Here is a 24,025-nt window from a genome sequence, read left to right on the forward strand (position 1 = left end):
TGAATGACGCGATGTAACACGATAGTCTCAGCACCGGGCCGGCGATCCCTGCGCTTGCCATTAGGACGTTCACAAGCAATGCATCTGAAACGGCAGACTGAAATCGCCTTTGGCATCCTTGCGGTATGCGCGCGGCAGGAGGGCGAAATCATATCGGTGCAAAAGGTCGCGCAGGAAATCGGTGCGACGAAAGACCATACCTATCAGGTTGTCGCGCTGCTCGCGCGAAACGGTCTGCTGCAAAGCGAGCGGGGTCCGGGCGGCGGCCTGAAACTGGCAAGGGACCCGCGATCAGTGAAACTGACCGAGGTGCTGCGGCTCGTACAACCCGAATTGCTTGGGGAGGGCGCAGACGTACTTTCATCGCCTCAATCGGAAACAGAAGCATTCCTCGGCCGCATCGTCTCGACGACCTCGTCTTTTTTCGCCCGTCTTCTCGACCGCTTCACGGTTGCCGATCTGATCGCTCCTGAAAGCAACCTGCGTGTCAGCTGTCTTGATTGTGGCCTGTTGGCTTCAAGCCAACAGGCTACGGTCTCCCTGACGGGCGATGTCCGGCCGGAACCTCTGGTCGCCTGGCGGTCTGGCACCCGTAGCTAGGTGTGCCTCATTGACGGGACACCGGCGCCTTTTCAGGCAATGGCGTGATCCGCAACGTTTTCGTCTTCCGTATCGGAGTTTTCTGCGTGCGGCAGGGTTTCGATAAAGAAATCGAAGGGGCGGCGCGCCGTTTCCTTGACGCGATAGCGCAGAACATCTTTCACATCGTTTTTCGGCGTGAACGTCAGCACCATCGGTGCGGTGTCATAAAGCGCCGTTTCCTCAACGTAAGACGACGAGCATATGATGACCTGATCGCCACGCTGGCAGGTGCGCGCCGCAGCGCCGTTCAGGATGCAGCATTTCGATCCGGCTTCGCCGAAAATCACATAGGTCGAAATTCTGGCGCCGCTCTGCTTGTTCCAGATGTCGACAAATTCCAGCGGTCTGATCCCGGCGAGGTCACAATGCTCGGGATCCAGCGTGATGGATCCGTGATAATCGAGATCGGCTCCCGTTACGGTGATGCCGTGCAGCTTGGCTCTGACGATGCGTATCAAATGCGACTCTCCTCAACATGATTTCAAATTGTCGCATTCGACCGGCTGACAGCCTCAGTCTCTCCCGGTGACTGGTACTGGTGGCACCAATCGCCGGCTGCGACACTGTGAATTGCCGATCTTTGTCGGAACGACATCGGCAATCTTGCAAGAGTCCGCAAGTTCGATGAAATAGTCGGAGGTTGCTTCCGCCAGCATGTGGAAAACGCCCGTCGTGCCGGAAGGATTGGCATTGCGCGTGCGCGGTCGCCGGACGAGAACCGGCTGCGTTGCCCGCAGGATCATGCCGACGGAAAGACTTTCCGGGTCGACATTGAGAACGACCCCACCGGTCCGCCCCCGCCTGCTCTGCAACAGACCGTTTCTGACGAGAATGGCAACCACCCTCGCGGCATGATCTTTGGTGACCCCAAGCCGATGAGCGAGCTTCCCGGTCGTATGGGCTTCCTCCGCCTCATGGACAAAGTTGGTCAGAATACCGATTGCGATCTCAGATTCTCTGGTCAGATACATCAGATGTTCTCCTCACACCGAGAAACGGAACGTGCAAATTCCCTCTCGTAGTTTAGACGAGCAGCATCCGTCCTTTGGGACTTCTTCATATAAAAATATTGCGACGGACAGCGACGTCGTAAAGTCGGTTTCCTCCGTCGCGCCGGAAAATCAGTCTGGTATCAGATCGGTAATTTGCCCATGTGAAGCACTTGATACCTGGGCCGGTGAGGCACGATCGCGGGTTTCGCAATGGTGGTGAGGTAATGAGTCTTGCTTTCCTCAAAGAGGAAAATAATTTATATTTACGATTACTTAATAAGAGTATGCTCAGGAAAATGGTGTCCACGAGAGGATTCGAACCTCCGACCCCAGGATTCATACCGCTTCGGCTTTCGCCGCCGTTCCACCAATTCTCAGGCAGAACGTTCGTGGTCTGGACTGTCCCTTCACCGTGGACCTTGCGGCCTTTAGGTGCTGCCCATCCAGTCTCTACACCTTCACCGGATTTCTCCGGAGCTTGGCTCGGGATTGGCATGCTGGAAGACCAGCGAAGCTTTCCCCGACTTTGAGCAGATCGATTGCGTCGTTTCCGGGCGCAACCCCCAATTTACCTTAGGAATCCTGTGCTCTATCCTGCTGAGCTACGTGGACACTGAATTGCTCTTTAACCTGACCATGCCTGCGGATCAACCGCGTTCTTCATCGCGGTCGATCTCTTTCTCGGCTTTCTGTGCGTTATCAGGCGGTCAGTTCGCCAGACGCTGTTCGGCCAGCTTCACCCAGTAGGAAATGCCATAGGCGATGGCCTCGTCGTTGAAGTCGTAGCTGGGGTTGTGGAGCCCGGCCGAATCACCATTGCCGATGAAGATGAAGCAGCCCGGCCTTTCCTTCAGCATGAAGGAGAAATCCTCGCCTGCCATGGAAGGATCGACATCGGGATCGACATTAGGCTCTCCCACCACATCGCGGGCGACGCGGACGGCGTAGTCAGTCTCGGCCGAATGGTTGAAAGTGACAGGGCAATAGCGCTCATAAACGACCTCGGCTTCCGCACCATTGGCAAGCGCTATGCCTTCCGCCATCTGCTTGATGCGCTCCTGCGCGAGATCGCGCACCGTTTCATCGAGACTGCGCACGGTGCCGGCGATCAGCGCTTCGTTGGGGATGATGTTGTGGCTGGAGCCGGCGTGGAAGCGGGTGACGGAGACCACCACCGACCGGATCGGATCGGCATTGCGCGAAGCGATCATCTGCAGGTTGCCGACGATCTGTGCGCCGATGGTGATCGGGTCGATGGTGCGGTGCGGTTGTGCCGCATGGCCGCCACGGCCCTTGACCGTGATGGAGAATTTGTCAGGTGCCGCCATGATGCCGCCCTTGCGGACGGCGAAGGCACCAAGCGGAATGCCGGGCATATTGTGCATGCCATAGACTTCGTCGATGCCGAAACGCTCCATCAGGCCATCCTCGACCATTGCGAGCGCACCAGCACCACCTTCTTCGGCGGGCTGGAAGATGACGGCGATCGAGCCGGCGAAATTGCGGGTCTCGGTGAGGTACTTGGCCGCGCCGAGCAGCATGGCGGTGTGGCCGTCATGGCCGCAGGCATGCATGGCACCGGCCGTTTTTGACGCCCAGGGTTTGCCGGTTTCCTCGAGAATGGGCAGTGCGTCCATGTCCGCGCGGAAGCCGATGGTGCGATTGCCGGGAACATTGCCCCTGATGATGCCGACCACGCCGGTGCGGCCAAGACCGGTCACGATTTCGTCAACACCGAAGGATTTCAGCTTCTCCGCAACGAAGGCTGCGGTGTTGTCGACGTCATACAAGATTTCGGGATTTTCATGCAGGTGATGCCGCCATTCGCTGACTTCCTGTTGAAGTTCGGCGGCTCTGTTCAAAATCGGCATTCGCTCATTCCTGGGTTCATCGGTGCGGCATGTGGTAAAAGCCATCCTCCGTGGTGGATAGTGCGCCGCATAATTGACGTAATCAATGTACTTTGCCATTGCTAGGACATATATGGTGAATATTGCCATTCCCCGACTGAAGACGGGAATTCGAGGACTAGCCTTGCCAAACACAGTGAAATCGCCCAACGCCGCCCGCCGGCTTTCCGCAGCCATTGCCATCGTCACCGCAGGCGTCGTCGCCGTAGCGCCCGTGGCCAATGCCAATCCAAAAATGGTGGTGGATGTCAAAACCGGCAAGGTGATTTCCCATCAGGAAGCCTTCCGCAAATGGTATCCCGCTTCGCTGACCAAGCTGATGACCGCCTATATAGCCTTTTCGCAGATGAAGGCCGGCAAGATCAGCCCTCAGACGGAAGTGGTGATGAGCAAGAAGGCCGCCGACCAGCCGGCCTCCAAGATGTATTTCAAGCCCGGCCAGAAGCTGACCATGGACAGCGCGCTGAAGCTGCTGCTGATCAAATCCGCCAATGACATCGCCGTGGCCATCGCCGAAACCATCGGCGGCACCAGCGACAATTTCGTCGCGCAGATGAATGCGCAGGCGCAGCGTCTGGGCATGAGCTCCACGCATTACGTGAACCCCAACGGCCTGCCGGGCAAGGGGCAATATACGACGGCGCGTGACCTTGCATTGCTGGCATTGATCATCAAGCGGGAATTCCCGGAATATGCCCATTATTTCTCGCTGGAAGGTGTCACCACCGGCAAGAAGAATTATGCCAACTTCAACATGCTCGTCGGCCGTTTCGAAGGTGCCGATGGCATGAAGACCGGCTTCATCTGCGCCTCTGGTTTCAATCAGGTGGCATCGGCCGTGCGCAACGGTCGCTCCGTCATTACCGTGGTGCTGGGTGCCGATAGCCTAGCCGGGCGCACCGACCAGTCGGCCGATCTTTTGCAGATGGGGCTGACCGCGCCTTCCGGTCAGGGCGTTTCGCTCGCTTCGCTGGCGCCCTATGGCGATACCGCCGAGGTCAACGATATCAGCGCTGAAATCTGCAACCCGAAGGCCGCCAAGGTGCGCAGCGAAGGTCGCGACGAGGCGGGCCGGATGGTCATCCATTCGCCCTATGTGACGGAAATGACCCGCCCGCCGGAATATTCCTTCGCCGGCCTCATTCCCGGCAGCGAGACGGTGGCCGTCAACGCGCCCAAGGGTGCGGCCGGCAAGGGCCAGCTGGCCAATGTGCCAATCCCGATCCCGCGCCCGACATTCTGATCAGCGGAAACGGGCCTCGAGCCCGGTGCCGTAATGCGTTTATGTATTCGCAGCGTGATCATGTTATGATATTACAATGTCGCTCGTGGCTTCCAGCCACGGGCGATTTCTTTTCGTTCCGTGCGGCTCCAGGTCTTGTCTAGCATTATGTCATGCCGGGGGCAGCCATCACCATACAGGCAAGACATGTCTCGCGATCGCATCCCGGTTTCCATCATCACCGGCTTTCTTGGCGCCGGAAAATCGACGCTGCTCAACCGTCTTCTCAAAGATCCGGAGATGAGCGATGCCGCGATTATCATCAATGAATTCGGCGATGTCAGCATCGACCACATGCTGGTTGAAAGCGCCGGCGAAGGCATCATCGAGTTGGCCGAAGGTTGCCTCTGCTGCACTGTCAGGGGTGAACTGGTGGATACGCTGGCGGAATTGATGGATGGTATCCAGACCGGCAAGCTGAAGCCGGTCAAACGGGTGGTTATCGAGACGACTGGCCTTGCCGATCCCGCCCCCGTCATGCAGTCGGTCATGGGCAATCCTGTCATCGCGCAGAATTTCGTGCTGAACGGCATGATCACGGTGGTGGATGCCGTCAATGGCCTGTCCACACTCGACAATCACGAGGAAGCGGTGAAGCAGGCGGCCGTGGCCGACAGGCTGGTGATGACCAAGCGGACGCTCGCCGATGCTTCTGCGATTGCCGCCCTGATGGCGCGTCTTGAGACGCTGAACCCGCGTGCGACAATCGAGGATGGCGACAAGGCCGACTGGAGTGCTGCCGGGCTTCTCGACAATGGCCTTTACGATGTCTCCAGCAAAAATGCCGATGTCGGCCGCTGGCTGGGCGAAGAGTCCGGTCATGTTCATCATGACCATGACCATGATCATGAGCATGAGCACGATCACGCGCACGGTCATCACCACCATCATGGAGACCACGATCATCATCATGATGTGAACCGGCATGACGCCTCGATCCGCTCCTTCTCGATCATTCATGACAAGCCGATCGAGCCGATGGCGATCGATATGTTCGTGGATCTGCTGCGCTCGGCCCATGGCGAAAAGCTCTTGCGCATGAAGGCGATCGTCAAACTGTCGGATAATCCGGGCCGACCTTTGGTACTGCATGGGGTGCAGAACATTTTCCACACGCCCGAGCGCCTCGCGGCCTGGCCGGACCCGGCCGATCAGCGCACGCGCATGGTGCTGATCACGAAGGATTTGCCGGAGGCTTTCGTGAAGGACCTGTTTGCTGCCTTCACCGGCACACCGGGTATTGACCGGCCGGACAGGCAGGCGATGACGGATAATCCGCTGGCGGTTTCAGGGTTGCGGTTTTAGGGCGTACCATGATGGGCGAGGTCGGTGGGTGTGGTTACCCCCTCTGCCCTGCCGGGCATCTCCCCCTCAAGGGGGGAGATAGACTCGTGGCTGGCTCTCGAGCATTTCGACATTTGATAATAAAGCAGCGATGGTGCGTCTTGCCGATCTCCCCCCTTGAGGGGGAGATGTCCGGCAGGGCAGAGGGGGGTAACCGCGCCCGATACGGTCAAATGTCGGCTTACCCGCCCTTCACAATCCGAAACCGATGACCCTTATCCAACGTAACCGTCTCAACCAGATTATGCCCATCCTCATTGCACATATGAGCAATGTCGATGACGGCGAGTGGATCGGTCGTCTCGACGGTCAGGATATCGCCGGCCTTGAGGGTGGCGAGCTTCTTGCGGCTTCTCAAAACCGGAAGGGGGCATTTAAGCCCCCTCAAATCATAAACGATATCGGCCGTGTCGCTCATTCCTTGGCCCAGAACTTCCAGAACGGCTTCTTTTCCGGCGCTTCCGGTGCCGGGGCAGGTGAATAGGCGAGCGGGTTCATCGCCGGGACCGGTATACCCTGGGCGGTAGCGCCGGTCTGGCCTGCTGTTGCGGGCGCTGCCGTTGCAACCATGGTCGGGGCTGCGGGTGCCGGGTTCGATTGCGGCGTCGTGGCGGGCTGGGCCGCCGAAGGACGCGGGCCGCGCAGGGCGGAGGCGGTTGCGGTCGTCGTGGGTGAGGATGACGTGACCTGCTGCGCCTTCTTTTCCATCAGCGCGGCATATTCCGTTTCCTTCATCAGTTTGCCGGCCTTCAGCGCCGAGCCGGTCGGTGCATAGGCGGGTTCGCGGCCCTTGCGCTTTTCGGCAACCAGCGCCTTGCGCTCGGCCTCGCTCGGGTCGTACCAGGCCATGCCGTCATATTTCTTCATCGCCGTTGCATAAGCGAGATCGTAGGTCTTTTCGTAGCTCGAAAGCGCGCTTGCCAGTGCGGGCGGCGTGCTCATCGCCGGGCATTGGCCGGAGCCATTGAAGCTGCCGCCTTCCGTCTGCTGGTTGAAGACATATTTCTTCTCGCAGACATTCACGTCCGGCGGGCGTTTGGTGACTTCGAAATTATCGTAGCCCACCTTCAGCATCTTCCAGAATTCGAGATGCTCGCTCTTGCGGTGGCGGGCCATGTTTTCCGCCGTCATACGGAAGGGGAAGGCCTGCAGCTGCACGGTTTTCTGACCGCCCTTGAAGGCGTCCCGTGCAAAACCATAAATTTCAAGAATCTGCGCATCCGTCATCGAATAGCAACCTGACGACGAGCAGGCGCCATGGATCATCAGATTGGTGCCGTTGCGACCATTGGCGGCATCATAACGGTTCGGAAAACCGGTATTGATGGCGAGATAATATTTGGAATTCGGGTTCAGGTGCGCGGGCGTCAGGTTGTAGAAACCTTCCGGCGCCTGCCGGTCGCCTTCCTTCACCTTGGGGCCGAGTTTGCCGGACCATGCGCAAATCTCGTATCCGGCGATCTTTTCGAAGCGATTGTCGCGCCTTGCCTTCCAGATCTCCAGAGCACCCTCTTCCTTGAAGATGCGGATCATGATCGGCGAGTTGCGATCCATGCCCTTCTTGTCGATCTCGGCCAGAATGGACGGAGACAAGGGGTAATCGACCTTGTTCTTGACGTGAGAAACGTCGCGTTCGACGGTTTCAAGCGTATCGTTGCAGCCGGTGAGAATAAGCGCGGTGCAGGCGAGAAGGGCAAAATGTGTCAAACGCATGATCTGATCCGAAAGACGATGGCACGAAACGGTGGCAGTTCTATACCGTTCCGCGTGCAATTTAAATACGGTATTAACCGTTTACATCTTCTTAACTCAAATCGGATCCGCCCCCGCGGCCGCCGATACATCTGTTGATGTGACCGGACTATGGCCGAGTTGGGGCGATCTTGCCGGAAATTAAGGCCGAACTCATATCACCTGGCCGTTCTTCGCACCGCCAAGTGATATAACTTTTTCTTTGAACGCATTTTCCGGACGTAAAACCGCGACGCACTTTTACTGGAAATGCTCTAGAGGTTCCGGCCGATATCCAGGAACTTCTGGCGGCGTTCAGCGCGCAGCTGTGTGCCGGAACGCTGGGAAAGATCGGCCAGAGCCTTGGCGATAACATCGCCGGTCGCGCTGATAACGGTTTCCGGTGCGCGGTGCGCGCCGCCGATGGGTTCCGGAATGATGCCATCGATGACACCGAGCGATTTCAGATCTTCCGAGGTGATCTTCATGTTGGTCGCGGCTTCCTTGGCACGGGTCGAATCGCGCCAGAGAATGGATGCGGCACCTTCCGGCGAAATCACCGAATAGACCGAATGTTCGAGCATATAAACGCGGTTGCCGGTGGCAATGGCGATCGCGCCGCCCGAGCCGCCTTCGCCGATGACGACGGAGACGATCGGCACCTTGACGTTGAGGCACATTTCCGTCGAGCGGGCGATGGCTTCGGCCTGGCCGCGCTCTTCCGCGCCAACGCCGGGATAAGCGCCGGCGGTATCGATGAGGGTGACGACCGGCAGCGAGAAACGATCGGCCAGTTCGAGCACGCGGATCGCCTTGCGGTAACCTTCCGGGCGCGCACTGCCGAAATTGTGCTTCAGGCGGCTTTTGGTGTCGTTACCCTTTTCCTGGCCGATGATGGCGACGGGCTGACCGTTGAAGCGGGCAAGACCGGCCTGAATGGCGGCGTCTTCGGAAAATTTGCGGTCGCCGGCCAGCGGTGTGAAATCCGTGAACAGGGACTTGGCATAATCGACGAAATGCGGGCGCTGCGGATGACGCGCAACCTGCGTTTTCTGCCAAGCATTCAGCTTGGAATAGATGTCCTGCATCGCATCGTTGACGCGCGATTCCAGGCGGTTGATCTCCTCCGAGGTGTCTATGCTCTCGTCTTCATCGGCAAGCTTCTTCAGCTCGATGATCTTGCCTTCAAGGTCCGAGATAGGTTTTTCGAAGTCGAGATAATTGTGCATGAGATCCGTTTCCGATCGTTTTGCGCAAGGTTTGAGCCGGATTATCCGGCGGTTCCGGTCGCTCTAATCAAGGTTTTTGCCCTGTTTGGCAAGGGGGTGATGTGTTTGTACCAGCTCTTGCAAGCGTTTTTCCAGCACATGTGTATAGATTTGTGTCGTGGAAATGTCGGAATGGCCGAGCAGTTCCTGGACCGCGCGCAGATCCGCACCGTTCTGCAAGAGGTGGCTGGCAAAGGCGTGGCGCAGGACGTGCGGCGACACCGCCGACGCTGTCAGGCCTGCGCGGATGGCAATATCCTTCAGGTCGCGGGCGAAGACCTGGCGGGGCAGGTGACCTTCCTTACTGTTCGAGGGAAACAGCCACGGGCTCTCAGCTGTGTCCGTTTTTTTCTGGGAAGCAGCGGCCTTGCTTTTTTCCTGCGAGAGCGCCTTTCGGCCGGCCTCGTATTTTTCCATCGCCTCAATCGCGGCGCGTGAAAGAAGCACCATACGGTCCTTGTTGCCCTTGCCGCGGATCATTAGGAAGCGGCCTTCCTGGCGCAGCACCTTGACGGGCAGCGAGACGAGTTCGCTGACGCGCATGCCGGTGGCATAAAGCAGTTCGAGCAGCAGATGCATGCGGATGCGGGCAAGCTGGCCCGGGCCTTCGGTTGCCGCTTCCTGCGCCGCGAGACCAAGAAGCCGGTTCACATCGGCAACGCTCATGGTTTTCGGCAGGGCAAGGCCTTTCCTGGGTGCATCGATGATGCCGGTCGGGTCGTCGCCGCGCAGCCCTTCCGAATAAAGAAAGCGGTAAAACTGCCGCATGGAGGAGAGACGCCGCGCCTGCGAGGTGGCGGCGAAGCCCTGAGCGGCAAGGTGGGTCAGATAAGCGGAAAGGTCAGGCGTTTGCGCCTCCGTCAGGGACTGGCCGCGACGGCCGAGAAATTCGCGCAGGTCGGCAAGGTCGTGCTCATAAGAAGAGAGCGTGTTGGCGGCAGCACCCCGCTCGGCGCTCATCATTTCCAGAAAACTTTCAAGCCGCGCGCCGTCGCGCCCTGCCATCGGTTGTCCGCTCATGGGGTGCGCCTTGCCGGTTCGGTGGCGGGCGGGTTCAGCCGCTCCGAGGGGATGCGCACGGTCACTTCGCGGTCGCGTGGCTGCACGAACATGACGAGCAGCACCATGCCGCCATAGATCAGCCCCGCGATGGTCGCCAGTATCATCGTGAAGCGGAAGAGGGTTGGCATGGCGGCTCCGTGGGGTGGCAGTCGAAATCTATATGCGGTGCGGCGAAAGCGGCGACAAGATCAAAATGCCCGCTCCACCCCGCGCTGCATGCGGCGTTGATTGTGATTCACCACCATTCAGTCAGCAATTTGGCTTGACGCTTCGTAAACATTTGCAGATATCCATGCCAAACGGGCTTTCAAATCTATGAATGAAACGAATTTATCCGTCCCGGCCACACTCGGGGAGCAAGCACGGGCAAAGCTCGGACGGCGCAACATCGTCTTCGTGGGGCTGATGGGGGCTGGAAAGTCGGCGGTGGGCCGCATGGTCGCCCAGCAGCTCAAGGTGCCTTTCATTGATACGGATGTCGAAATCGAGCGCGTATCGCGCATGACGATATCGGAGCTTTTCGCCACCTATGGCGAGGAGGAATTCCGGGCGCTGGAAACGCGGGTCATCAAGCGGTTGATGCGCGGCGGTCCCAAGGTCGTCTCCACGGGCGGCGGCGCATTTATCAACGACACTACCCGAGGCCATATCAGGCGCGGCGGCATTTCGCTGTGGCTGAAGGCCGATCTCGAGGTTCTGTGGGAGAGGGTCAACAAGCGCGACCACCGCCCGCTTCTCAAGACTGAAAACCCCAAGGCAACGCTCGCTGCCCTGATGGAGAAACGTTATCCGATCTATGCGGAGGCGGACGTCACCATCGAATCCCGTGATGTCCGCAAGGAGATCATCGCGACCGAAGTGCTGACGGCTTTAGCCGGCCTTAAACAGAAAGACTGACCACCATGACGCCTTCCGAAATCCACGCCGATGAACGTCTTGTCCATGTGCCGCTCGGCGAGCGCGCCTATGACATTCTGATCGGGCCGGGACTGATCGGCAGGGCGGGCGGCGAAATCTCGGCGCGGCTGAAGGGCAGACGCGCGGCGATCATCACCGACGAGCATGTCGCGCCGCTTTACCTCGAAGGCCTGATGGACGGTTTGCAGACGGATGGCATTGAGGCCGTTTCTCTGACGCTGCCGGCCGGAGAGAAGACCAAGAGCTTCGAGCATCTCGTCACCGTCTGCGATGCGGTTCTCTCCGCACGGGTGGAGCGCAACGATGCGGTGATCGCACTCGGCGGTGGCGTCATCGGCGATCTCGCCGGTTTCGCCGCAGGCATCGTGCGCCGCGGCGTGCGCTTCGTGCAGATACCGACCTCGCTTCTGTCCCAGGTCGACTCCTCCGTCGGCGGCAAGACCGGCATCAACACCCGCCACGGCAAGAACCTTGTCGGCGTTTTCCATCAGCCTGATCTGGTGTTGGCGGATACGGCGGTGCTCGATACGCTGAGCCCGCGGGAATTCCGCGCCGGTTATGCTGAAGTGGTCAAATACGGTTTGATCGACAAGCCGGATTTCTTCTTCTGGCTGGAAAAGAACTGGGATGACATCCGCACTGGCGGCCCGGCCCGCATCGAGGCGATCGCCACGAGCTGCCAGGCCAAGGCCGATGTGGTGGTGGCCGACGAGAAGGAAAACGGCGTGCGCGCCCTTCTGAACCTCGGCCACACCTTCGGTCACGCGCTGGAGGCGGCGACGAATTACGACAGCAAGCGGCTGGTGCACGGCGAAGGTGTCGCCATCGGCATGGTGCTGGCGCACCAGTTCTCCGCCCGCCTCAACCTCGCCAGCCCCGATGATGCCGCGCGTGTCGAGGCGCATCTGAAGGCCGTCGGTCTGCCGACCACGATGAAGGATATTACCGGCGAATTACCACCGATCGAAACCTTGATGGCGGCGATTGCGCAGGACAAGAAGGTCAAGGGCGGCAAGCTCACCTTCATCCTCACCCACGGCATCGGCCAGTCCTTTGTGGCCGACGATGTGGCGGCGTCCGAGGTGCAGTCTTTCCTGTCTGAGAAGCATCCCGGCTAACGTAAGGCGCGCGTTGCCTAGAACCGCGTCGGCTCCCCCGGTGCCGTCGCCTCGATCGCCAGCGCATGCAGCCCGGCGTCTAATTCCGGCTTCAAAAGCGCGTTGATGGCCCGGTGACGCTCGATGCGAGACTTGCCGGAAAAGCTTTCAGACACTATCTGAACACGCATATGCGTCTCGCCCGTGCCTGTCATATCCGGCTGGTGGCCCGCATGCATCTGGCTTTCATCGACAACCCTCAGGCGTTCCGGCGAAAAGCTCTGCCGAAGCTTTGTTTCTATGCGTTCTCGCAGGGACATGCAGAGGGCTCCATTTCTGTTTTCGGTCTTTAAAAGGGGCTACCTAAAAGCCTGTAACATTCCGCTTTGTCAATTCTTGTTGTGCGTCTTTTCGCACCCCATAATCAGGGCATCATGAAACTGGATTCGAAATATTTCGATCGCATCCGCACGCGCCGGAAAAGGGAGCGGGAACCTGAGGTTCAGGCCCCAACCTGCCAGTGGGACGGATGCGACAAGCCGGGTATTCACCGGGCACCCGTCGGCCGCAATGCCGAGGGGCAATTCTTCCTGTTCTGTTTTGAGCATGTGAAGGAATACAACAAGGGCTATAATTACTTTTCCGGCCTCTCCGACAGCGAGATCGCCCGTTACCAGAAGGAGGCGATCACCGGCCATCGCCCCACCTGGACAGTGGGTGTCAACAAGACGGCGCGTGACGCCCCGCTGCATTCCACGCTGCGTTCGGGCACCGCCAGCGCGAATGCCCGTATCCGCGATCCTTTCGGTTTCACCGGTGGTTTTGCTGATGGCGCAAGGGCTGGTGGACAGCGCATGCAGCGGGACCGCAAACTGAAGACGCTCGAGGCAAAAGCCTTCGATACGCTCGGCCTTTCGTCCAGCGCAAAGCAGGAAGAGATAAAAAGGCGCTATAAGGAGCTTGTCAAAAAGCACCATCCTGATGCTAATGGTGGCGATCGTGGTTCGGAAGAGCGTTTTCGGGCTGTTGTTCAAGCATATCAATTGTTAAAGCAGTCAGGTTTCTGCTAAGCCAACGTTCGTGTTTACCGCCTGATTGATGATGTGGCCGGGTGGCTGCCGCCCGCCTTGGAGACGTGATGAGCAAAATCGACCTTGATATTTCCAACCTGCCCGACACGACAGTGTCCGTGCGGGAGGTTTTCGGCATTGATACGGATCTGCGGGTTCCCGCCTATTCCCAGGGCGACGCCTATGTGCCGGACCTCGATCCCGACTATCTTTTTGACCGCGATACGACGCTTGCGATCCTTGCCGGTTTTGCTCACAACCGACGCGTCATGGTTTCCGGTTTCCACGGTACGGGTAAATCCACCCATATCGAGCAGGTCGCCGCCCGCCTCAACTGGCCCTGCGTGCGCGTCAACCTCGACAGCCATGTCAGCCGTATCGACCTCGTCGGCAAGGACGCCATCGTCCTCAAAGACGGCAAGCAGGTCACCGAATTCAAGGACGGCATCCTACCCTGGGCCTACCAGCATAATGTCGCGCTCGTTTTCGACGAATATGATGCCGGCCGCCCGGACGTGATGTTCGTTATCCAGCGCGTGCTGGAATCCTCCGGCCGCCTGACGCTGCTCGACCAGAGCCGCGTCATCCGTCCTCACCCCGCCTTCCGCATCTTTGCGACCGCCAACACGGTCGGCCTCGGCGATACGACGGGCCTCTACCACGGCACGCAGCAGATCAACCAGGCACAGATGGACCGCTGGTCCATCGTCACCACGCTGAACTATCTGCCGCACGAGCAGGAAGTGAACATCATTGCCGCCAAGGTGAAGAGCTTCGATAATCCGAAGGGTCGCGAAACCGTTTCCAAGATGGTGCGCGTGGCCGATCTTACCCGTTCGGCCTTCATCAATGGCGATCTTTCCACCGTCATGAGCCCGCGTACCGTCATCACCTGGGCGGAAAATGCGGAAATCTTCGGTGATCTCGCTTTTGCCTTCCGAGTGACCTTCCTCAACAAGTGTGATGAACTGGAGCGCACGCTGGTGGCCGAGCAATATCAGCGCGCCTTCGGTGTCGAGCTTAAGGAAAGTGCTGCGAACATCGTTCTCAGCGCCTGATCGTCCCCGGTCTGTCCGGAGAAGATCACCGATGACTTGAAGACGCCGGCCGGCCGCGCATCCTGAAGGATGGGCGTGCCGCAGGCGCCGACGAATGACAGGAAAGACAATGGCAGGGCGCGGCGACAATTCCAGAGCGAAACCGGGTACGGCGGTCGATACGGAGCCGTTGCGTCAGGCGATTGCCGGCTGCGTGCGATCCGTTGCCGGCGATGCCGAGGTCGAGGTCGTTTTCGCCAATGAGCGGCCGGGCCTTGCCGGCGAGCGCATGCGCCTTCCGGAAATCTCCAAGAAACCCACCGCACAAGAAATCGCCATCACGCGCGGCCTCGGCGATTCCATGGCGCTGCGTCTTGCCTGCCATGATGCGGATACGCATGCGGTGATGTCGCCGCAGGGCGCCGAAGCGCAGCTGGTTTTCGATGCCGTCGAACAGGCGCGGGTGGAATCCATCGGCGCGCTGCGCATGCCGGGCATGGCCTCCAACATTCAAGCCATGAATACGGAAAAATACGCCAAGGCCAATTTCTCCGGCATCAACAATAAGGATGACGCACCGCTCGCCGAGGCTGTGGCGCTTCTGGTGCGTGAGAAACTGACCGGCGAAAAACCACCGGCGAGCGCCGGCAAGGTTCTCGACCTCTGGCGCGACTTCATCGAAGAGAAGGCCGCAGGCGACCTCAACGATCTCTCGCGCGTCATTACCGACCAGAAGGCGTTTTCGCGGCTGGTGCGCAAGATGCTGACCTCCATGCAGATGGCAGAAGATTTCGGCGACGAGGATAACGAGCCGGACAGCCAGGAAGCGGAGTCCAACGAGGACCAGCCGCGCACCAACGAGACCGAAGAAGAGCAGGTCGAGGAAGAGGCCGGCTCCGACGCAACGCCCGCCGATGAAAACGAAGCCTCGCAGGAGGAAATGGAAGAAGGCGAGATGGACGGCGCCGAGATGTCGGACGAGGAAATGTCCGACGATCTCGACGAGGATTCCGAAACGCCCGGTGAGACCCGTCGCCCCAACAGCCCCTTCGACGATTTCAACGAAAAGGTCGACTACCGCATCTTTACCGAAGAATTCGACGAGGAAATCCGCGCCGAGGAACTGTGTGACGAGGCCGAGCTTGACCGGCTGCGCGCCTTCCTCGACAAGCAACTCGCGCATCTTCAGGGTGCCGTCGGGCGACTGGCGAACCGGCTGCAGCGCCGCCTGATGGCGCAGCAGAACCGCTCCTGGGATTTCGATCTGGAAGAGGGTTATCTCGATCCGGCCCGTCTCGTCAGGCTCATCATCGACCCGATGCAGCCGCTCTCCTTCAAGAAAGAACGCGACACCAAGTTCCGCGATACCGTCGTTTCTCTGGTCATCGACAATTCCGGTTCGATGCGCGGCCGTCCGATCACCGTTGCGGCCACCTGTGCCGATATTCTGGCGCGCACGCTGGAGCGGTCGGGCGTTAAGGTGGAAATCCTCGGCTTCACCACCAAGGCGTGGAAGGGCGGGCAGTCTCGCGAACAGTGGCTCGCCAATGGCAAACCCGCTTCACCGGGCCGTCTCAATGACCTGCGCCATATCATCTACAAGTCGGCGGATGCGCCGTGGCGGCGTGCACGGCGCAATCTCGGCCTGATGATGCGCGAGGGGCTTCTCAAGGAAAACATCGACGGCGAAGCACTGATGTGGGCGCATAACCGCCTGATCGGCCGCCCGGAGCAGCGCAAGATCATGATGATGATCTCGGACGGCGCGCCGGTGGATGATTCGACCCTGTCGGTCAATCCCGGCAACTATCTGGAACGGCATCTGCGCGCGGTCATCGAGCAGATCGAGACGCGCTCACCGGTGGAACTGCTGGCAATCGGTATCGGCCATGACGTGACGCGGTATTATCGCCGTGCTGTCACCATCGTCGATGCGGACGAGCTGGCCGGCGCGATGACCGAGCAGCTCGCTGCCCTCTTCGAGGATACGAGCGGTACTTCCGGTTCGTCCCGCAGGATCCGCCGTGCCGGATAAGCGGGGTCGGGCTTCCTCCGCCTGCAAGTCTTTTGCGCTGGCCGCCGTTCTTGCGGCGGCTTCGCTTTTTCCCGTTCCCATCGGCGCATCGACCATCGATGTGCCTGTCAGCGTTCGTCTGCTGTCGAGCTTCGAGGTCGGCACCAGCGCAAAACGTTTCGGCAAACTGGAATTTGTCGGCGGCATGGTGATGAGCGCTCCGGAAAAGCTGTTTGGGGCGATATCCTCCATCCGTTTCCGCCCCGATGGAGAAGAATTTATCGCGGTGCTGGATACCGGCCACTGGCTGACGGGCAGGGTCACGCGTGATGCGGTTGGCGCGCTGTCCGGGCTTGCCGATGGCCGCATCACCGCCATGTTTGATATGAGCGGTCGTGAACCGCCCCGCAAAATGGAAATGGATGCGGAAGGGCTGGCGCTGCGCGACGGCAAGGTGTTCGTCAGTTACGAGCAACGCCACAGGATCGACATCTATCCCGATCCGGGCTTTGCCACCTCAAAGCCGCTCGACCGCCTGCCATATCTCATACCCAGTAACGAGTTGCGCCATAATGGCGGCATGGAGGCCCTGGCGGTTTCGCCAGCCGATTCGCCGCTCGCCGGCGCTCTGGTCGTGGTGGCTGAAAAGAGCATCGATGCGGACGGCAATCTTCTCGCGGCAATATTGGAAGGCCCGCTGAAGGGCACATTCGCCGTTACCCATCATCCATCATTCGATGTGACTGACGGTGCTTTCCTGCCGAACGGCGATCTGCTGCTTCTCGAGCGGCGCTTCAACTTCGCCGAAGGTGTTGGCATGCGCATTCGCCGCATCCATGGGGGCGACATCAAGCCGGGTGCCGTGGTGGATGGTGAAATCCTCATGGAAGCGGGCATGGCCTACCAGATCGACAATATGGAAGGGATGGATGTAGTGAAAGGGCCGGATGGTTCAACGCGCCTCATTATCGTGTCCGATGACAACCACTCATTTCTCCAGCGCAACCTGATGCTGGAATTCAAGCTGGTGGAATAGAAGGCCCGCTCGCGCGGGCTTTCCAATTGGCGTCTCATACCTTTGCAGGCGGCATCGGCTTCAGTGTGTTCATCAGCGCGCCGTAGGGCAGCAGCATGACGAGGCCGACGACAACCTTGACCGAAAGATCACCCATTGCCCAGGAAATCCACCGGGGGGCTTCCAGAGCGAAGACGCCGAGCAGCGGCGCGCCTTCGATGGCGAAGGCATCATTGGGGCCGACAAAGGAGAAGCTCGCGGCGAAGGCGATGGAGAAGAACAGCGCCGTATCCAGCACCGAACCCAGCATGGAGCCGGCAAGCGGTGCATGCCACCAGCGCTGGCGGCGCAGGCGGTTGAAAACCGAAATATCGAGCAGCTGGCCGATCAGATAGGCGGTACCGGAGGCGACGGCGATGCGGGGGATTGATGTCCAGAAGGACAACGTGACGCCGACGATGAAGCCGGCAAGCACCACGCGACGCGCGACCGAGGGGCCGAACTGGCGATTTGTCAGGTCGGTGACGAGGAAGGCGACAGGATAGGTGAAGGCGCCCCAGGTCAGAAGATCACCGAGGTTGATACCAAACAGTGAGCCCGACAGCGGATATTGCACCAGAATATTGGAGGCGACGACGACGAGTGTCATCAGCAGAACGTAGATAATCGTAAAGCGCAGATAGGGCATTTTTTTATCCTGGGTGATGCCACCAGTTGGAGCCAAACATTGGAGCGAAACGTCTGACACGATTTCCGCAAAACCCGATGCAATTAAAATCTGAAACAAACAAAAGGCTTGAGCGGCGAAAAGCCATTCAAGCCTTCTGAATATCAGATGATGTCAAAGCCGCTATTAAGCAGCTTCAGCAGTCTTCTTGGCGATCTGGCGGCGCAGGAGACGAGCGCGCATGCTCAGTTCGTTTTCGCCGGACTTCAGAAGGAAGGCATCGAGGCCACCACGGTGTTCAACGGAGCGCAGAGCGGCTGCGGAAACACGCAGGCGGAAACGCTGGCCGAGAGCATCGGAGATCAACGTGACCTGGCAGAGATTCGGAAGGAACCGGCGCTTGGTCTTGTTGTTGGCGTGGCTGACGTTGTTGCCCGTCTGGACGCCCTTGCCGGTCAATTCGCATACACGGGACATGGGTACACCTATTTCGTTTCGTCTGTTTCACCACTGGCTCGCCACCGGCAAAACCGGGGTGGCAATCCAACTGGCCATGATTGGAAAGTTGCGGTTCTATAGTCAGACGGGACTTAACAGTCAAGCCGCTCGCGATCAAATCAAAGGAAATTCCGGCGTTTTCAACCGTCGTCCGCTTTTTTATTGCCACAAGTCAGCGTATATGATCGCCCGATAAGGCCGCTTCCGCGCCTCTTTTAAGGTGATATCGAAATGATTGCCAGAGGAAAAAGCATTTTTATGGCCGCTACTATGGCGTTTGCGGGCGTTTCTCCCTCGCTCGCCGCCGAAGCACGCCACACAAGCGAATACAGCATCAATCTCGGCATTTTGCCGATCGCGCGGGCAAGTTTTTCGACTCGCATGGACGGACCGAACTATTCGATCTCCGGTTCCTTCAGCGCCGCCGGCCTTGCCAGCATTCTGAAAGACATTTCCGGCAAGACCACGGTCTCCGGCGCCAAGCGTGGCCACCGGCTGCAGGCCAACGAATATTCGCTGGTCTACAAGGACGGCAAGCGCGTGCGCACCTATGACGTCGTCTATCGCAACGGCAATGTCACATCCACGACGGTAAAACCCGAACCCAAGGCCCGGCCGGACAACTGGGTGGATGTGAAAGACCGCGACCTGCGCTCGGTTCTCGACCCGATTTCCGGCCTCATCATTCCCGCGGGCGGCCGCATCTGCCCGACTCGCTTGCCGATCTACGATGGTGAGTCCCGACTCGACCTCGTTTTGAGCCCTAGCGGCACCAAGCCTTTCAAGACGAACGGTTTCAGTGGTGACGCCATCGTCTGCAAGGCGCGTTACGTTCCGAAGTCGGGTTACCGGCAGGGACGCAAGGATATCGAATATCTGAAATCGATCTCGATGGAGATCTGGTTCGCCAAGTCGAACAATATGGATGTCTATGCGCCTGTTTATGCGATCATCCCGACGCGGGTGGGGCAGGTTTACATTACCGCTACGAAATACGGCGGCTGACGAAGGCTTATTTGCTAGGTGAGTGACGCCCGGCGGCGCAGCATATTTCTTCTCCCCGACTGGGGAGAAGAAACAAGGGGCACGCGCTCGCTTCACCGGCTCTGAGGTTCAGGGCGCATCCCCCGGCGACCAGCCGGGTTCCGCCATCACGAAGCTCGAAAAGGCAAAGCCCGGCGAGACGGTGCAGCCGACGAGCGTGAAATCGCCGAGGCTTTCCGCCGATTGCCAGCAATTGGCCGGCACGATCACCTGTGGGCGCTCGCCCTCCAGAATCGCGGGGCCAAGCGTAAAGGTCTGCACCTCTCGGCCGTCCTGCGAAAGATGCAGCGCGATCGGCGCACCGGCATAATAGTGCCAGACCTCCACCGCATCGGTGACCCGGTGCCAGTGCGAGCGCACGCCCTTTTCCAGCAGATAATAAATCGCCGTCGAATGCCCACGTTCGCCGCCGGCCTTGTCGCGGAACGTCTGGTGGTAGAACCCGCCCTCTGGATGCGGCTCCAGCCCAAGCTCGCGAATGATCGCCTGCGCCGACATATCCGTTCCCATCAGAAATTATCCTTGCGCGTGCGGATTTCCGCGAAGACATCGGCATCGGCAGCGCCTTCAAGGCCGAGATGTCTGCGGATACCGGCATCCGCCACCCGCATATAGGGATTGGTCTGTTTTTCGAGCCCGATGGTGGTGGGAATGGTGAATTCATTGGCCTGCCGCGCGGTCTCGACACGTGCCGCGCGCTCGCGCAGCACAGCATTGTCTGGATCGACGGTCAGCGCAAAACGGGCATTCGAAAGCGTGTATTCGTGGCCGAAATAGACCCTCGTGTCATCCGGCAGGGCCATCAGCTTCTGGAAGGAATGCCACATATCCGCCGCCGGCCGTTCGAACAGACGGCCGCAGCCCATGGCAAACAGCGTATCGGCGGCAAACAGCAGCCCGTCATCCGGCAGGTAATAACAGATATGCCCTGCCGTATGGCCGGGTGTGGCGATGACCTGAACGCGGCGGCCGGCAAATTCGAATTCGTCGCCATCGGTCTGCGAACGATCAAGGCCCGGTATCGCAATCGCCTCGTCGTAGGGGCCGTGCACCTCGCAACGGAACTTGTCCTTCAGCGCCAGATTGGCTTCCACATGGTCCTGATGGTGGTGGGTGGTGAAGATATGCGTGAGCTTCCAGCCATGGCCATCAAGGGCGCGCAGGATAGGTCCTTCTTCCGGCGCGTCTATGGCGGCCGTCGCCCCGCTTTCGGGATCGTGCAACAAAACCCCGAAATTGTCGCTGCGGCAAAGAAAGACGTCTATTTCCAAAGGTTTCATCGTATCCTCTCCATTTGCCGGCCAAAACCGGCGCGTTCGCCTGCCTGACTTTCCCAACTGGCTTTCAATGTAAGGGCAGACGCCTTGAAGTCCAACCGCCTGATGCTACATTCTCGCCCATGAATACCGATATCGTCGATCTGCGCGAATTCTATCATTCTCCGCTTGGCCGATCGGCCGAGCAGGCGATCACCATGGCGCTTTCGACGCTGTGGCCGCCCTTGCCGGAAGAACGGCTAGTCGGCCTCGGTTATGCCGTGCCGTTTCTGGAGCGGTTCCGCCACGATACCGAGCGCACCTTCGCCTTCATGCCGGCGGGGCAGGGTGCCGTGAACTGGCCGGCGGGCGAGCTTTCCTCCACCGCGCTGGTGTTCGATGAGGAGCTGCCGCTGCCCGATTCGTCGATAGACCGGGTGTTGATGGTGCATGCGCTGGAATTTGCCGAAAATCCGCGTGAGAGTTTGAAGGAACTCTGGCGTGTGCTCGCGCCCGGCGGCCGTCTGGTGATCGTGGTGCCCAACCGCCGCGGTGTGTGGGCGCGCATGGAACATACGCCGTTCGGTTCCGGCCGGCCCTATTCGCGCGGGCAGCTGACGGCGCTTCTGCGCGAAACCAATTTCACGCCGGGCGCCAGCGCCGAGGCGCTGTTCTTTCCACCCACCACAAGCCGGCCGGTGCTGAAATTCCGCCGTTATCTCGAACATACCGGCCGTCGCCTCTGGCCACTTTTTTCCGGCGTCATCGTGGTGGAAGCCCAGAAGCGTCTCTATCAGGGATTGCCCGTCACCCAGCGTGCCTCGCGCCGCGTTTTCGTGCCCGTGCTTGCACCGCAGGGGGTGCCCACCACCCGCACTGCCGCAAGCCAGGGAAAGCCGCGCTGACCCTCGACAAAACGACCATTCCGGTCTAATGCCTCCGGCATTGCTTTTGCCGGGTTCTCCGGCGTTTTTCCAAAGGTCGATCAAATGAGTGCAGAGCTTAACCAACCTGTTCCGCGTCCGGGTATTCTGGATATCGCCGCTTATGTTCCCGGCAAGGAACATGTGGATGGCGTCGCGAAGGTTTATAAGCTCTCCTCCAATGAAACACCGCTTGGGCCGAGCCCGAAGGCGATCGAGGCTTTCAGTGCCGCCGCCAGCCATTTGGAAATTTATCCGGACGGTCAGGCGATCGCGTTGCGTCAGGCGATTGCCGATGTGCATGGCCTCAACATCGCAAACATCCTGTGCGGCAACGGTTCGGACGAGCTTCTCGGTCTGCTTTGCCACGTCTATCTGGGTGCCGGCGATGAAGCGATCATCACCGAGCACGGTTTTCTCGTCTACAAGATCCAGATCATGGGTGCGGGCGCGACCCCGGTGACGGTGAAGGAAAAGGATTGCGTTGTCGATGTGGATGCGATCCTCGCCGCTGTGACGCCGAAGACGAAGATGGTTTTTCTCGCCAATCCGGGCAACCCCACCGGCACCTATGTTCCCGTCGCGGAAATCCGCCGCCTGCAGGCCGGACTGCCGAAACATGTCGTGCTGGTGCTGGACGCCGCTTACGCCGAATATGTGCGCAAGAACGATTACGAAGCCGGACTGGAACTGGTCTCCGGTAGCCGCAACGTGGTGATGACCCGGACCTTCTCCAAGGTTTACGGCCTGGCCGCACTGCGTGTGGGCTGGATGTATGCCCCGGTGGATATCATCGATGCGCTGAACCGTGTGCGCGGCCCGTTCAACATGAGCGCGCCGGCCATCGCGGCCGGTGCCGCTGCGATCCGCGATCAGGCATTCGTTCAAAAGGCTGTGGCACATAATGCCCTGTGGATGGAAAAGCTGGTCACGGCCTTTACCGGTCTCGGCCTTACCGTCACACCATCCGTTGCCAACTTCATCCTCATCCATTTCCCGGATCAGGATGGCAAGCGGGCGACGGATGCGGATGAATTCCTGAGCCGCCGCGGTTATATTCTGCGTGCGGTGCGCGGTTATGGCTTCCCGAATGCGTTGAGAATGACCGTCGGTTCTGAAGAGGCCAATCTCGGCGTCATCGCCGTTCTCACCGAGTTCATGGGGCAGGCGTGATGGGCGATATCATGTTTGAACGCATCGCGCTGATCGGCATCGGCCTGATCGGCTCGTCGATTGCCCGTGATGTCAGGGAACTCGGGCTTGCCCGCCATGTGGCGATTTCCACCCGCAGCGAAGACACGCTGAAACGGGCGGAAGAACTGGCGCTAGGCACGGATTATACCGTTTCGGCGGCGGAGGCGGTGAAGGATGCCGATCTCGTCATTGTTTCGGTGCCGGTCGGAGCCTCGGAAAGCGTGGCGCAACAGATCGCGCCACATCTGAAGCCGGGTGCCATCGTCACCGATGTCGGCTCCACCAAGGCCTCGGTCATCGCGCAGATGGCCCCGCATATGCCTGAAAACGTGCATTTCATCCCCGGCCATCCGCTGGCAGGCACGGAAAAATCCGGCCCGGATGCCGGTTTTGTCGGTCTCTTCCGCGATCGCTGGTGCATCTTCACGCCGCTGCCGGGCACGGACGCCGCGGCGCTGGAAAGGCTCAAGGATTTCTGGCGGGCGCTCGGTTCGCGCGTCGATGAAATGGACGCCGAGCACCACGACAAGGTTCTGGCGATCGTTTCGCACCTGCCGCACATCATCGCCTACAATATCGTCGGCACGGCGGATGATCTGGAAACGGTGACCGAATCGGAAGTCATCAAATATTCCGCTTCCGGTTTTCGTGACTTCACGCGTCTGGCGGCCTCCGATCCCACCATGTGGCGCGATGTATGCCTGCACAACAAGGATGCCATCCTTGAGATGCTGGCACGGTTCTCGGAAGACCTCGCCTCGCTGCAAAGGGCGATCCGTTGGGGGGAGGGCGACAAGCTGTTCGAACTGTTCTCCCGCACGCGCTCCATCCGCCGCTCCATCATCGAGGCCGGTCAGGACGTCGATACGCCTGATTTCGGGCGTCACGCGCTGGATCAGAAGAAGTAAATCGCCGCAGGCGACAGTCTTGGCCGGATTTGATCCGGCCATCAGACCACCGCTGGCAAAGTGTCAAAGCCCTGCTCCTTGGGCTTGTCCCAAGGATCTAAACACATCAACATAAACAATCGGTTGCAGATCCTCGGGACAATCCCGAGGATG

At 59.4% G+C, this 24,025-nt stretch carries 26 protein-coding genes; 13 read left to right on the top strand and 13 right to left on the bottom strand.

The window, feature by feature from the left end:
* Positions 1-78: 78 nt before the first annotated feature.
* Entirely contained in the window at positions 79-600 is a 522-nt protein-coding gene (locus GSF67_RS20255) for an Rrf2 family transcriptional regulator (protein ID WP_006310342.1), read from the top strand.
* Between the two features lie 32 nt (positions 601-632).
* Here the strand turns inward: GSF67_RS20255 and GSF67_RS20260 are convergent, their stop codons facing one another.
* The 3 genes from GSF67_RS20260 to GSF67_RS20270 form a co-directional block, all read right to left on the bottom strand.
* Positions 633-1,100, bottom strand: coding sequence for an aspartate 1-decarboxylase (locus tag GSF67_RS20260; RefSeq protein ID WP_006310343.1), 468 nt, complete (start codon positions 1,098-1,100; stop codon positions 633-635).
* Positions 1,101-1,154: 54 nt separating this feature from the next.
* A complete protein-coding gene (locus GSF67_RS20265; protein ID WP_006310344.1) occupies positions 1,155-1,613 on the bottom strand; it encodes an Rrf2 family transcriptional regulator in 459 nt (152 codons plus the stop codon).
* A gap of 728 nt (positions 1,614-2,341) precedes the next feature.
* Positions 2,342-3,505, bottom strand: coding sequence for a M20 aminoacylase family protein (locus GSF67_RS20270; protein WP_006310345.1), 1,164 nt, complete (start codon positions 3,503-3,505; stop codon positions 2,342-2,344).
* Between the two features lie 163 nt (positions 3,506-3,668).
* Here GSF67_RS20270 and GSF67_RS20275 point away from each other — a divergent pair, with 163 nt between their 5' ends.
* Together GSF67_RS20275 and GSF67_RS20280 are read left to right on the top strand one after the other, a co-directional pair.
* The gene (locus GSF67_RS20275; RefSeq protein ID WP_035214607.1) at positions 3,669-4,787 is read left to right on the top strand and encodes a D-alanyl-D-alanine carboxypeptidase family protein; all 1,119 of its coding nucleotides are present in this window, start codon (positions 3,669-3,671) and stop codon (positions 4,785-4,787) included.
* A 186-nt stretch (positions 4,788-4,973) separates the two neighbouring features.
* The gene (locus tag GSF67_RS20280) at positions 4,974-6,131 is read left to right on the top strand and encodes a GTP-binding protein (RefSeq protein ID WP_006310354.1); all 1,158 of its coding nucleotides are present in this window, start codon (positions 4,974-4,976) and stop codon (positions 6,129-6,131) included.
* Positions 6,132-6,351: 220 nt separating this feature from the next.
* On the opposite strand, the gene GSF67_RS20285 is transcribed toward GSF67_RS20280, so the two are convergent.
* The 5 genes from GSF67_RS20285 to GSF67_RS20305 all read right to left on the bottom strand — a co-directional run bounded on the left by GSF67_RS20285 (position 6,352) and on the right by GSF67_RS20305 (position 10,359).
* Complete coding sequence (locus GSF67_RS20285) at positions 6,352-6,588, bottom strand: sulfurtransferase TusA family protein (protein ID WP_006310355.1); 237 nt, start codon at positions 6,586-6,588, stop codon at positions 6,352-6,354.
* On the bottom strand, positions 6,585-7,883 hold the full coding sequence (locus GSF67_RS20290) for a murein L,D-transpeptidase family protein (protein WP_006310356.1): 1,299 nt from the start codon (positions 7,881-7,883) through the stop codon (positions 6,585-6,587). Before GSF67_RS20290 ends, GSF67_RS20285 begins: the two co-directional genes overlap by 4 nt.
* Before the next feature lie 293 nt (positions 7,884-8,176).
* Entirely contained in the window at positions 8,177-9,130 is a 954-nt protein-coding gene (locus tag GSF67_RS20295; protein ID WP_006310357.1) for an acetyl-CoA carboxylase carboxyltransferase subunit alpha, read from the bottom strand.
* A gap of 63 nt (positions 9,131-9,193) precedes the next feature.
* The gene (locus GSF67_RS20300) at positions 9,194-10,189 is read right to left on the bottom strand and encodes a site-specific tyrosine recombinase XerD (RefSeq protein ID WP_176072075.1); all 996 of its coding nucleotides are present in this window, start codon (positions 10,187-10,189) and stop codon (positions 9,194-9,196) included.
* Complete coding sequence (locus tag GSF67_RS20305) at positions 10,186-10,359, bottom strand: hypothetical protein (protein ID WP_006310359.1); 174 nt, start codon at positions 10,357-10,359, stop codon at positions 10,186-10,188. Before GSF67_RS20305 ends, GSF67_RS20300 begins: the two co-directional genes overlap by 4 nt.
* Before the next feature lie 187 nt (positions 10,360-10,546).
* Between GSF67_RS20305 and GSF67_RS20310 the strand changes: the two genes are divergently transcribed.
* Both GSF67_RS20310 and aroB read left to right on the top strand, forming a co-directional pair.
* On the top strand, positions 10,547-11,128 hold the full coding sequence (locus tag GSF67_RS20310) for a shikimate kinase (RefSeq protein WP_006310360.1): 582 nt from the start codon (positions 10,547-10,549) through the stop codon (positions 11,126-11,128).
* Positions 11,129-11,133: 5 nt separating this feature from the next.
* Positions 11,134-12,267 (top strand): 3-dehydroquinate synthase, encoded by a 1,134-nt coding sequence (gene aroB / locus GSF67_RS20315; RefSeq protein ID WP_006310361.1) that lies wholly within the window; start codon positions 11,134-11,136, stop codon positions 12,265-12,267.
* 17 nt (positions 12,268-12,284) lie between these two features.
* Here aroB and GSF67_RS20320 read toward each other — a convergent pair whose 3' ends face one another.
* Entirely contained in the window at positions 12,285-12,566 is a 282-nt protein-coding gene (locus GSF67_RS20320; protein ID WP_006310362.1) for a BolA family transcriptional regulator, read from the bottom strand.
* Positions 12,567-12,680: 114 nt separating this feature from the next.
* Here GSF67_RS20320 and GSF67_RS20325 point away from each other — a divergent pair, with 114 nt between their 5' ends.
* The 4 genes from GSF67_RS20325 to GSF67_RS20340 all read left to right on the top strand — a co-directional run bounded on the left by GSF67_RS20325 (position 12,681) and on the right by GSF67_RS20340 (position 17,403).
* Positions 12,681-13,316, top strand: coding sequence for a J domain-containing protein (locus tag GSF67_RS20325; protein WP_010973195.1), 636 nt, complete (start codon positions 12,681-12,683; stop codon positions 13,314-13,316).
* Between the two features lie 68 nt (positions 13,317-13,384).
* Positions 13,385-14,374: a cobaltochelatase subunit CobS gene (gene cobS, locus GSF67_RS20330; RefSeq protein ID WP_003523293.1), complete on the top strand. Its 990-nt coding sequence runs from the start codon at positions 13,385-13,387 to the stop codon at positions 14,372-14,374.
* A gap of 109 nt (positions 14,375-14,483) precedes the next feature.
* Complete coding sequence (cobT, locus tag GSF67_RS20335; RefSeq protein ID WP_006310365.1) at positions 14,484-16,388, top strand: cobaltochelatase subunit CobT; 1,905 nt, start codon at positions 14,484-14,486, stop codon at positions 16,386-16,388.
* On the top strand, positions 16,378-17,403 hold the full coding sequence (locus tag GSF67_RS20340; protein ID WP_006310366.1) for an esterase-like activity of phytase family protein: 1,026 nt from the start codon (positions 16,378-16,380) through the stop codon (positions 17,401-17,403). Before cobT ends, GSF67_RS20340 begins: the two co-directional genes overlap by 11 nt.
* Before the next feature lie 34 nt (positions 17,404-17,437).
* Here the strand turns inward: GSF67_RS20340 and GSF67_RS20345 are convergent, their stop codons facing one another.
* Both GSF67_RS20345 and rpmB read right to left on the bottom strand, forming a co-directional pair.
* A complete protein-coding gene (locus GSF67_RS20345; protein WP_006310367.1) occupies positions 17,438-18,070 on the bottom strand; it encodes a queuosine precursor transporter in 633 nt (210 codons plus the stop codon).
* A 165-nt stretch (positions 18,071-18,235) separates the two neighbouring features.
* Positions 18,236-18,526, bottom strand: coding sequence for a 50S ribosomal protein L28 (rpmB, locus tag GSF67_RS20350; protein WP_003509888.1), 291 nt, complete (start codon positions 18,524-18,526; stop codon positions 18,236-18,238).
* A gap of 252 nt (positions 18,527-18,778) precedes the next feature.
* Here rpmB and GSF67_RS20355 point away from each other — a divergent pair, with 252 nt between their 5' ends.
* On the top strand, positions 18,779-19,552 hold the full coding sequence (locus GSF67_RS20355) for a DUF3108 domain-containing protein (protein WP_035214610.1): 774 nt from the start codon (positions 18,779-18,781) through the stop codon (positions 19,550-19,552).
* Positions 19,553-19,660: 108 nt separating this feature from the next.
* Here the strand turns inward: GSF67_RS20355 and GSF67_RS20360 are convergent, their stop codons facing one another.
* Positions 19,661-20,101 carry a cupin domain-containing protein gene (locus tag GSF67_RS20360; RefSeq protein ID WP_006310369.1) on the bottom strand — a complete coding sequence of 147 codons (441 nt, stop codon included), beginning with the start codon at positions 20,099-20,101 and terminating at the stop codon, positions 19,661-19,663.
* Positions 20,101-20,871, bottom strand: coding sequence for a hydroxyacylglutathione hydrolase (gene gloB / locus GSF67_RS20365; RefSeq protein ID WP_006310370.1), 771 nt, complete (start codon positions 20,869-20,871; stop codon positions 20,101-20,103). The genes GSF67_RS20360 and gloB overlap by 1 nt, the downstream gene beginning before the upstream one ends.
* A 119-nt stretch (positions 20,872-20,990) precedes the next feature.
* Here gloB and GSF67_RS20370 point away from each other — a divergent pair, with 119 nt between their 5' ends.
* The 3 genes from GSF67_RS20370 to GSF67_RS20380 all read left to right on the top strand — a co-directional run bounded on the left by GSF67_RS20370 (position 20,991) and on the right by GSF67_RS20380 (position 23,872).
* A complete protein-coding gene (locus GSF67_RS20370) occupies positions 20,991-21,752 on the top strand; it encodes a class I SAM-dependent methyltransferase (protein WP_006310371.1) in 762 nt (253 codons plus the stop codon).
* An 84-nt stretch (positions 21,753-21,836) separates the two neighbouring features.
* Positions 21,837-22,943 (top strand): histidinol-phosphate transaminase, encoded by a 1,107-nt coding sequence (gene hisC, locus GSF67_RS20375; protein ID WP_006310372.1) that lies wholly within the window; start codon positions 21,837-21,839, stop codon positions 22,941-22,943.
* A complete protein-coding gene (locus GSF67_RS20380) occupies positions 22,943-23,872 on the top strand; it encodes a prephenate/arogenate dehydrogenase family protein (RefSeq protein ID WP_006310373.1) in 930 nt (309 codons plus the stop codon). The genes hisC and GSF67_RS20380 overlap by 1 nt, the downstream gene beginning before the upstream one ends.
* The last annotated feature ends 153 nt before the right edge of the window (positions 23,873-24,025 follow it).

Origin of the sequence: Agrobacterium sp. CGMCC 11546 (assembly GCF_013365515.1) — a bacterium.
GTDB classification, from domain to species: domain Bacteria; phylum Pseudomonadota; class Alphaproteobacteria; order Rhizobiales; family Rhizobiaceae; genus Agrobacterium; species Agrobacterium fabrum.

What these genes read in the sequence shown, in the direction of transcription:
- cobT (WP_006310365.1), top strand. Translation starts at nt 14,484, where the DNA reads ATGGCAGGGCGCGGCGACAATTCCAGAGCGAAACCGGGTACGGCGGTC.
- GSF67_RS20345 (WP_006310367.1), bottom strand. Translation starts at nt 18,070, where the DNA reads ATGCCCTATCTGCGCTTTACGATTATCTACGTTCTGCTGATGACACTC.
- GSF67_RS20255 (WP_006310342.1), top strand. Translation starts at nt 79, where the DNA reads ATGCATCTGAAACGGCAGACTGAAATCGCCTTTGGCATCCTTGCGGTA.
- GSF67_RS20310 (WP_006310360.1), top strand. Translation starts at nt 10,547, where the DNA reads ATGAATGAAACGAATTTATCCGTCCCGGCCACACTCGGGGAGCAAGCA.
- GSF67_RS20295 (WP_006310357.1), bottom strand. Translation starts at nt 9,130, where the DNA reads ATGCACAATTATCTCGACTTCGAAAAACCTATCTCGGACCTTGAAGGC.
- GSF67_RS20355 (WP_035214610.1), top strand. Translation starts at nt 18,779, where the DNA reads ATGATTGCCAGAGGAAAAAGCATTTTTATGGCCGCTACTATGGCGTTT.
- GSF67_RS20265 (WP_006310344.1), bottom strand. Translation starts at nt 1,613, where the DNA reads ATGTATCTGACCAGAGAATCTGAGATCGCAATCGGTATTCTGACCAAC.
- GSF67_RS20300 (WP_176072075.1), bottom strand. Translation starts at nt 10,189, where the DNA reads ATGAGCGGACAACCGATGGCAGGGCGCGACGGCGCGCGGCTTGAAAGT.
- GSF67_RS20320 (WP_006310362.1), bottom strand. Translation starts at nt 12,566, where the DNA reads ATGTCCCTGCGAGAACGCATAGAAACAAAGCTTCGGCAGAGCTTTTCG.
- gloB (WP_006310370.1), bottom strand. Translation starts at nt 20,871, where the DNA reads ATGAAACCTTTGGAAATAGACGTCTTTCTTTGCCGCAGCGACAATTTC.
- GSF67_RS20285 (WP_006310355.1), bottom strand. Translation starts at nt 6,588, where the DNA reads ATGAGCGACACGGCCGATATCGTTTATGATTTGAGGGGGCTTAAATGC.
- GSF67_RS20370 (WP_006310371.1), top strand. Translation starts at nt 20,991, where the DNA reads ATGAATACCGATATCGTCGATCTGCGCGAATTCTATCATTCTCCGCTT.
- GSF67_RS20360 (WP_006310369.1), bottom strand. Translation starts at nt 20,101, where the DNA reads ATGGGAACGGATATGTCGGCGCAGGCGATCATTCGCGAGCTTGGGCTG.
- aroB (WP_006310361.1), top strand. Translation starts at nt 11,134, where the DNA reads ATGACGCCTTCCGAAATCCACGCCGATGAACGTCTTGTCCATGTGCCG.
- GSF67_RS20280 (WP_006310354.1), top strand. Translation starts at nt 4,974, where the DNA reads ATGTCTCGCGATCGCATCCCGGTTTCCATCATCACCGGCTTTCTTGGC.
- hisC (WP_006310372.1), top strand. Translation starts at nt 21,837, where the DNA reads ATGAGTGCAGAGCTTAACCAACCTGTTCCGCGTCCGGGTATTCTGGAT.
- GSF67_RS20325 (WP_010973195.1), top strand. Translation starts at nt 12,681, where the DNA reads ATGAAACTGGATTCGAAATATTTCGATCGCATCCGCACGCGCCGGAAA.
- GSF67_RS20305 (WP_006310359.1), bottom strand. Translation starts at nt 10,359, where the DNA reads ATGCCAACCCTCTTCCGCTTCACGATGATACTGGCGACCATCGCGGGG.
- rpmB (WP_003509888.1), bottom strand. Translation starts at nt 18,526, where the DNA reads ATGTCCCGTGTATGCGAATTGACCGGCAAGGGCGTCCAGACGGGCAAC.
- GSF67_RS20270 (WP_006310345.1), bottom strand. Translation starts at nt 3,505, where the DNA reads ATGCCGATTTTGAACAGAGCCGCCGAACTTCAACAGGAAGTCAGCGAA.
- cobS (WP_003523293.1), top strand. Translation starts at nt 13,385, where the DNA reads ATGAGCAAAATCGACCTTGATATTTCCAACCTGCCCGACACGACAGTG.
- GSF67_RS20380 (WP_006310373.1), top strand. Translation starts at nt 22,943, where the DNA reads ATGGGCGATATCATGTTTGAACGCATCGCGCTGATCGGCATCGGCCTG.
- GSF67_RS20290 (WP_006310356.1), bottom strand. Translation starts at nt 7,883, where the DNA reads ATGCGTTTGACACATTTTGCCCTTCTCGCCTGCACCGCGCTTATTCTC.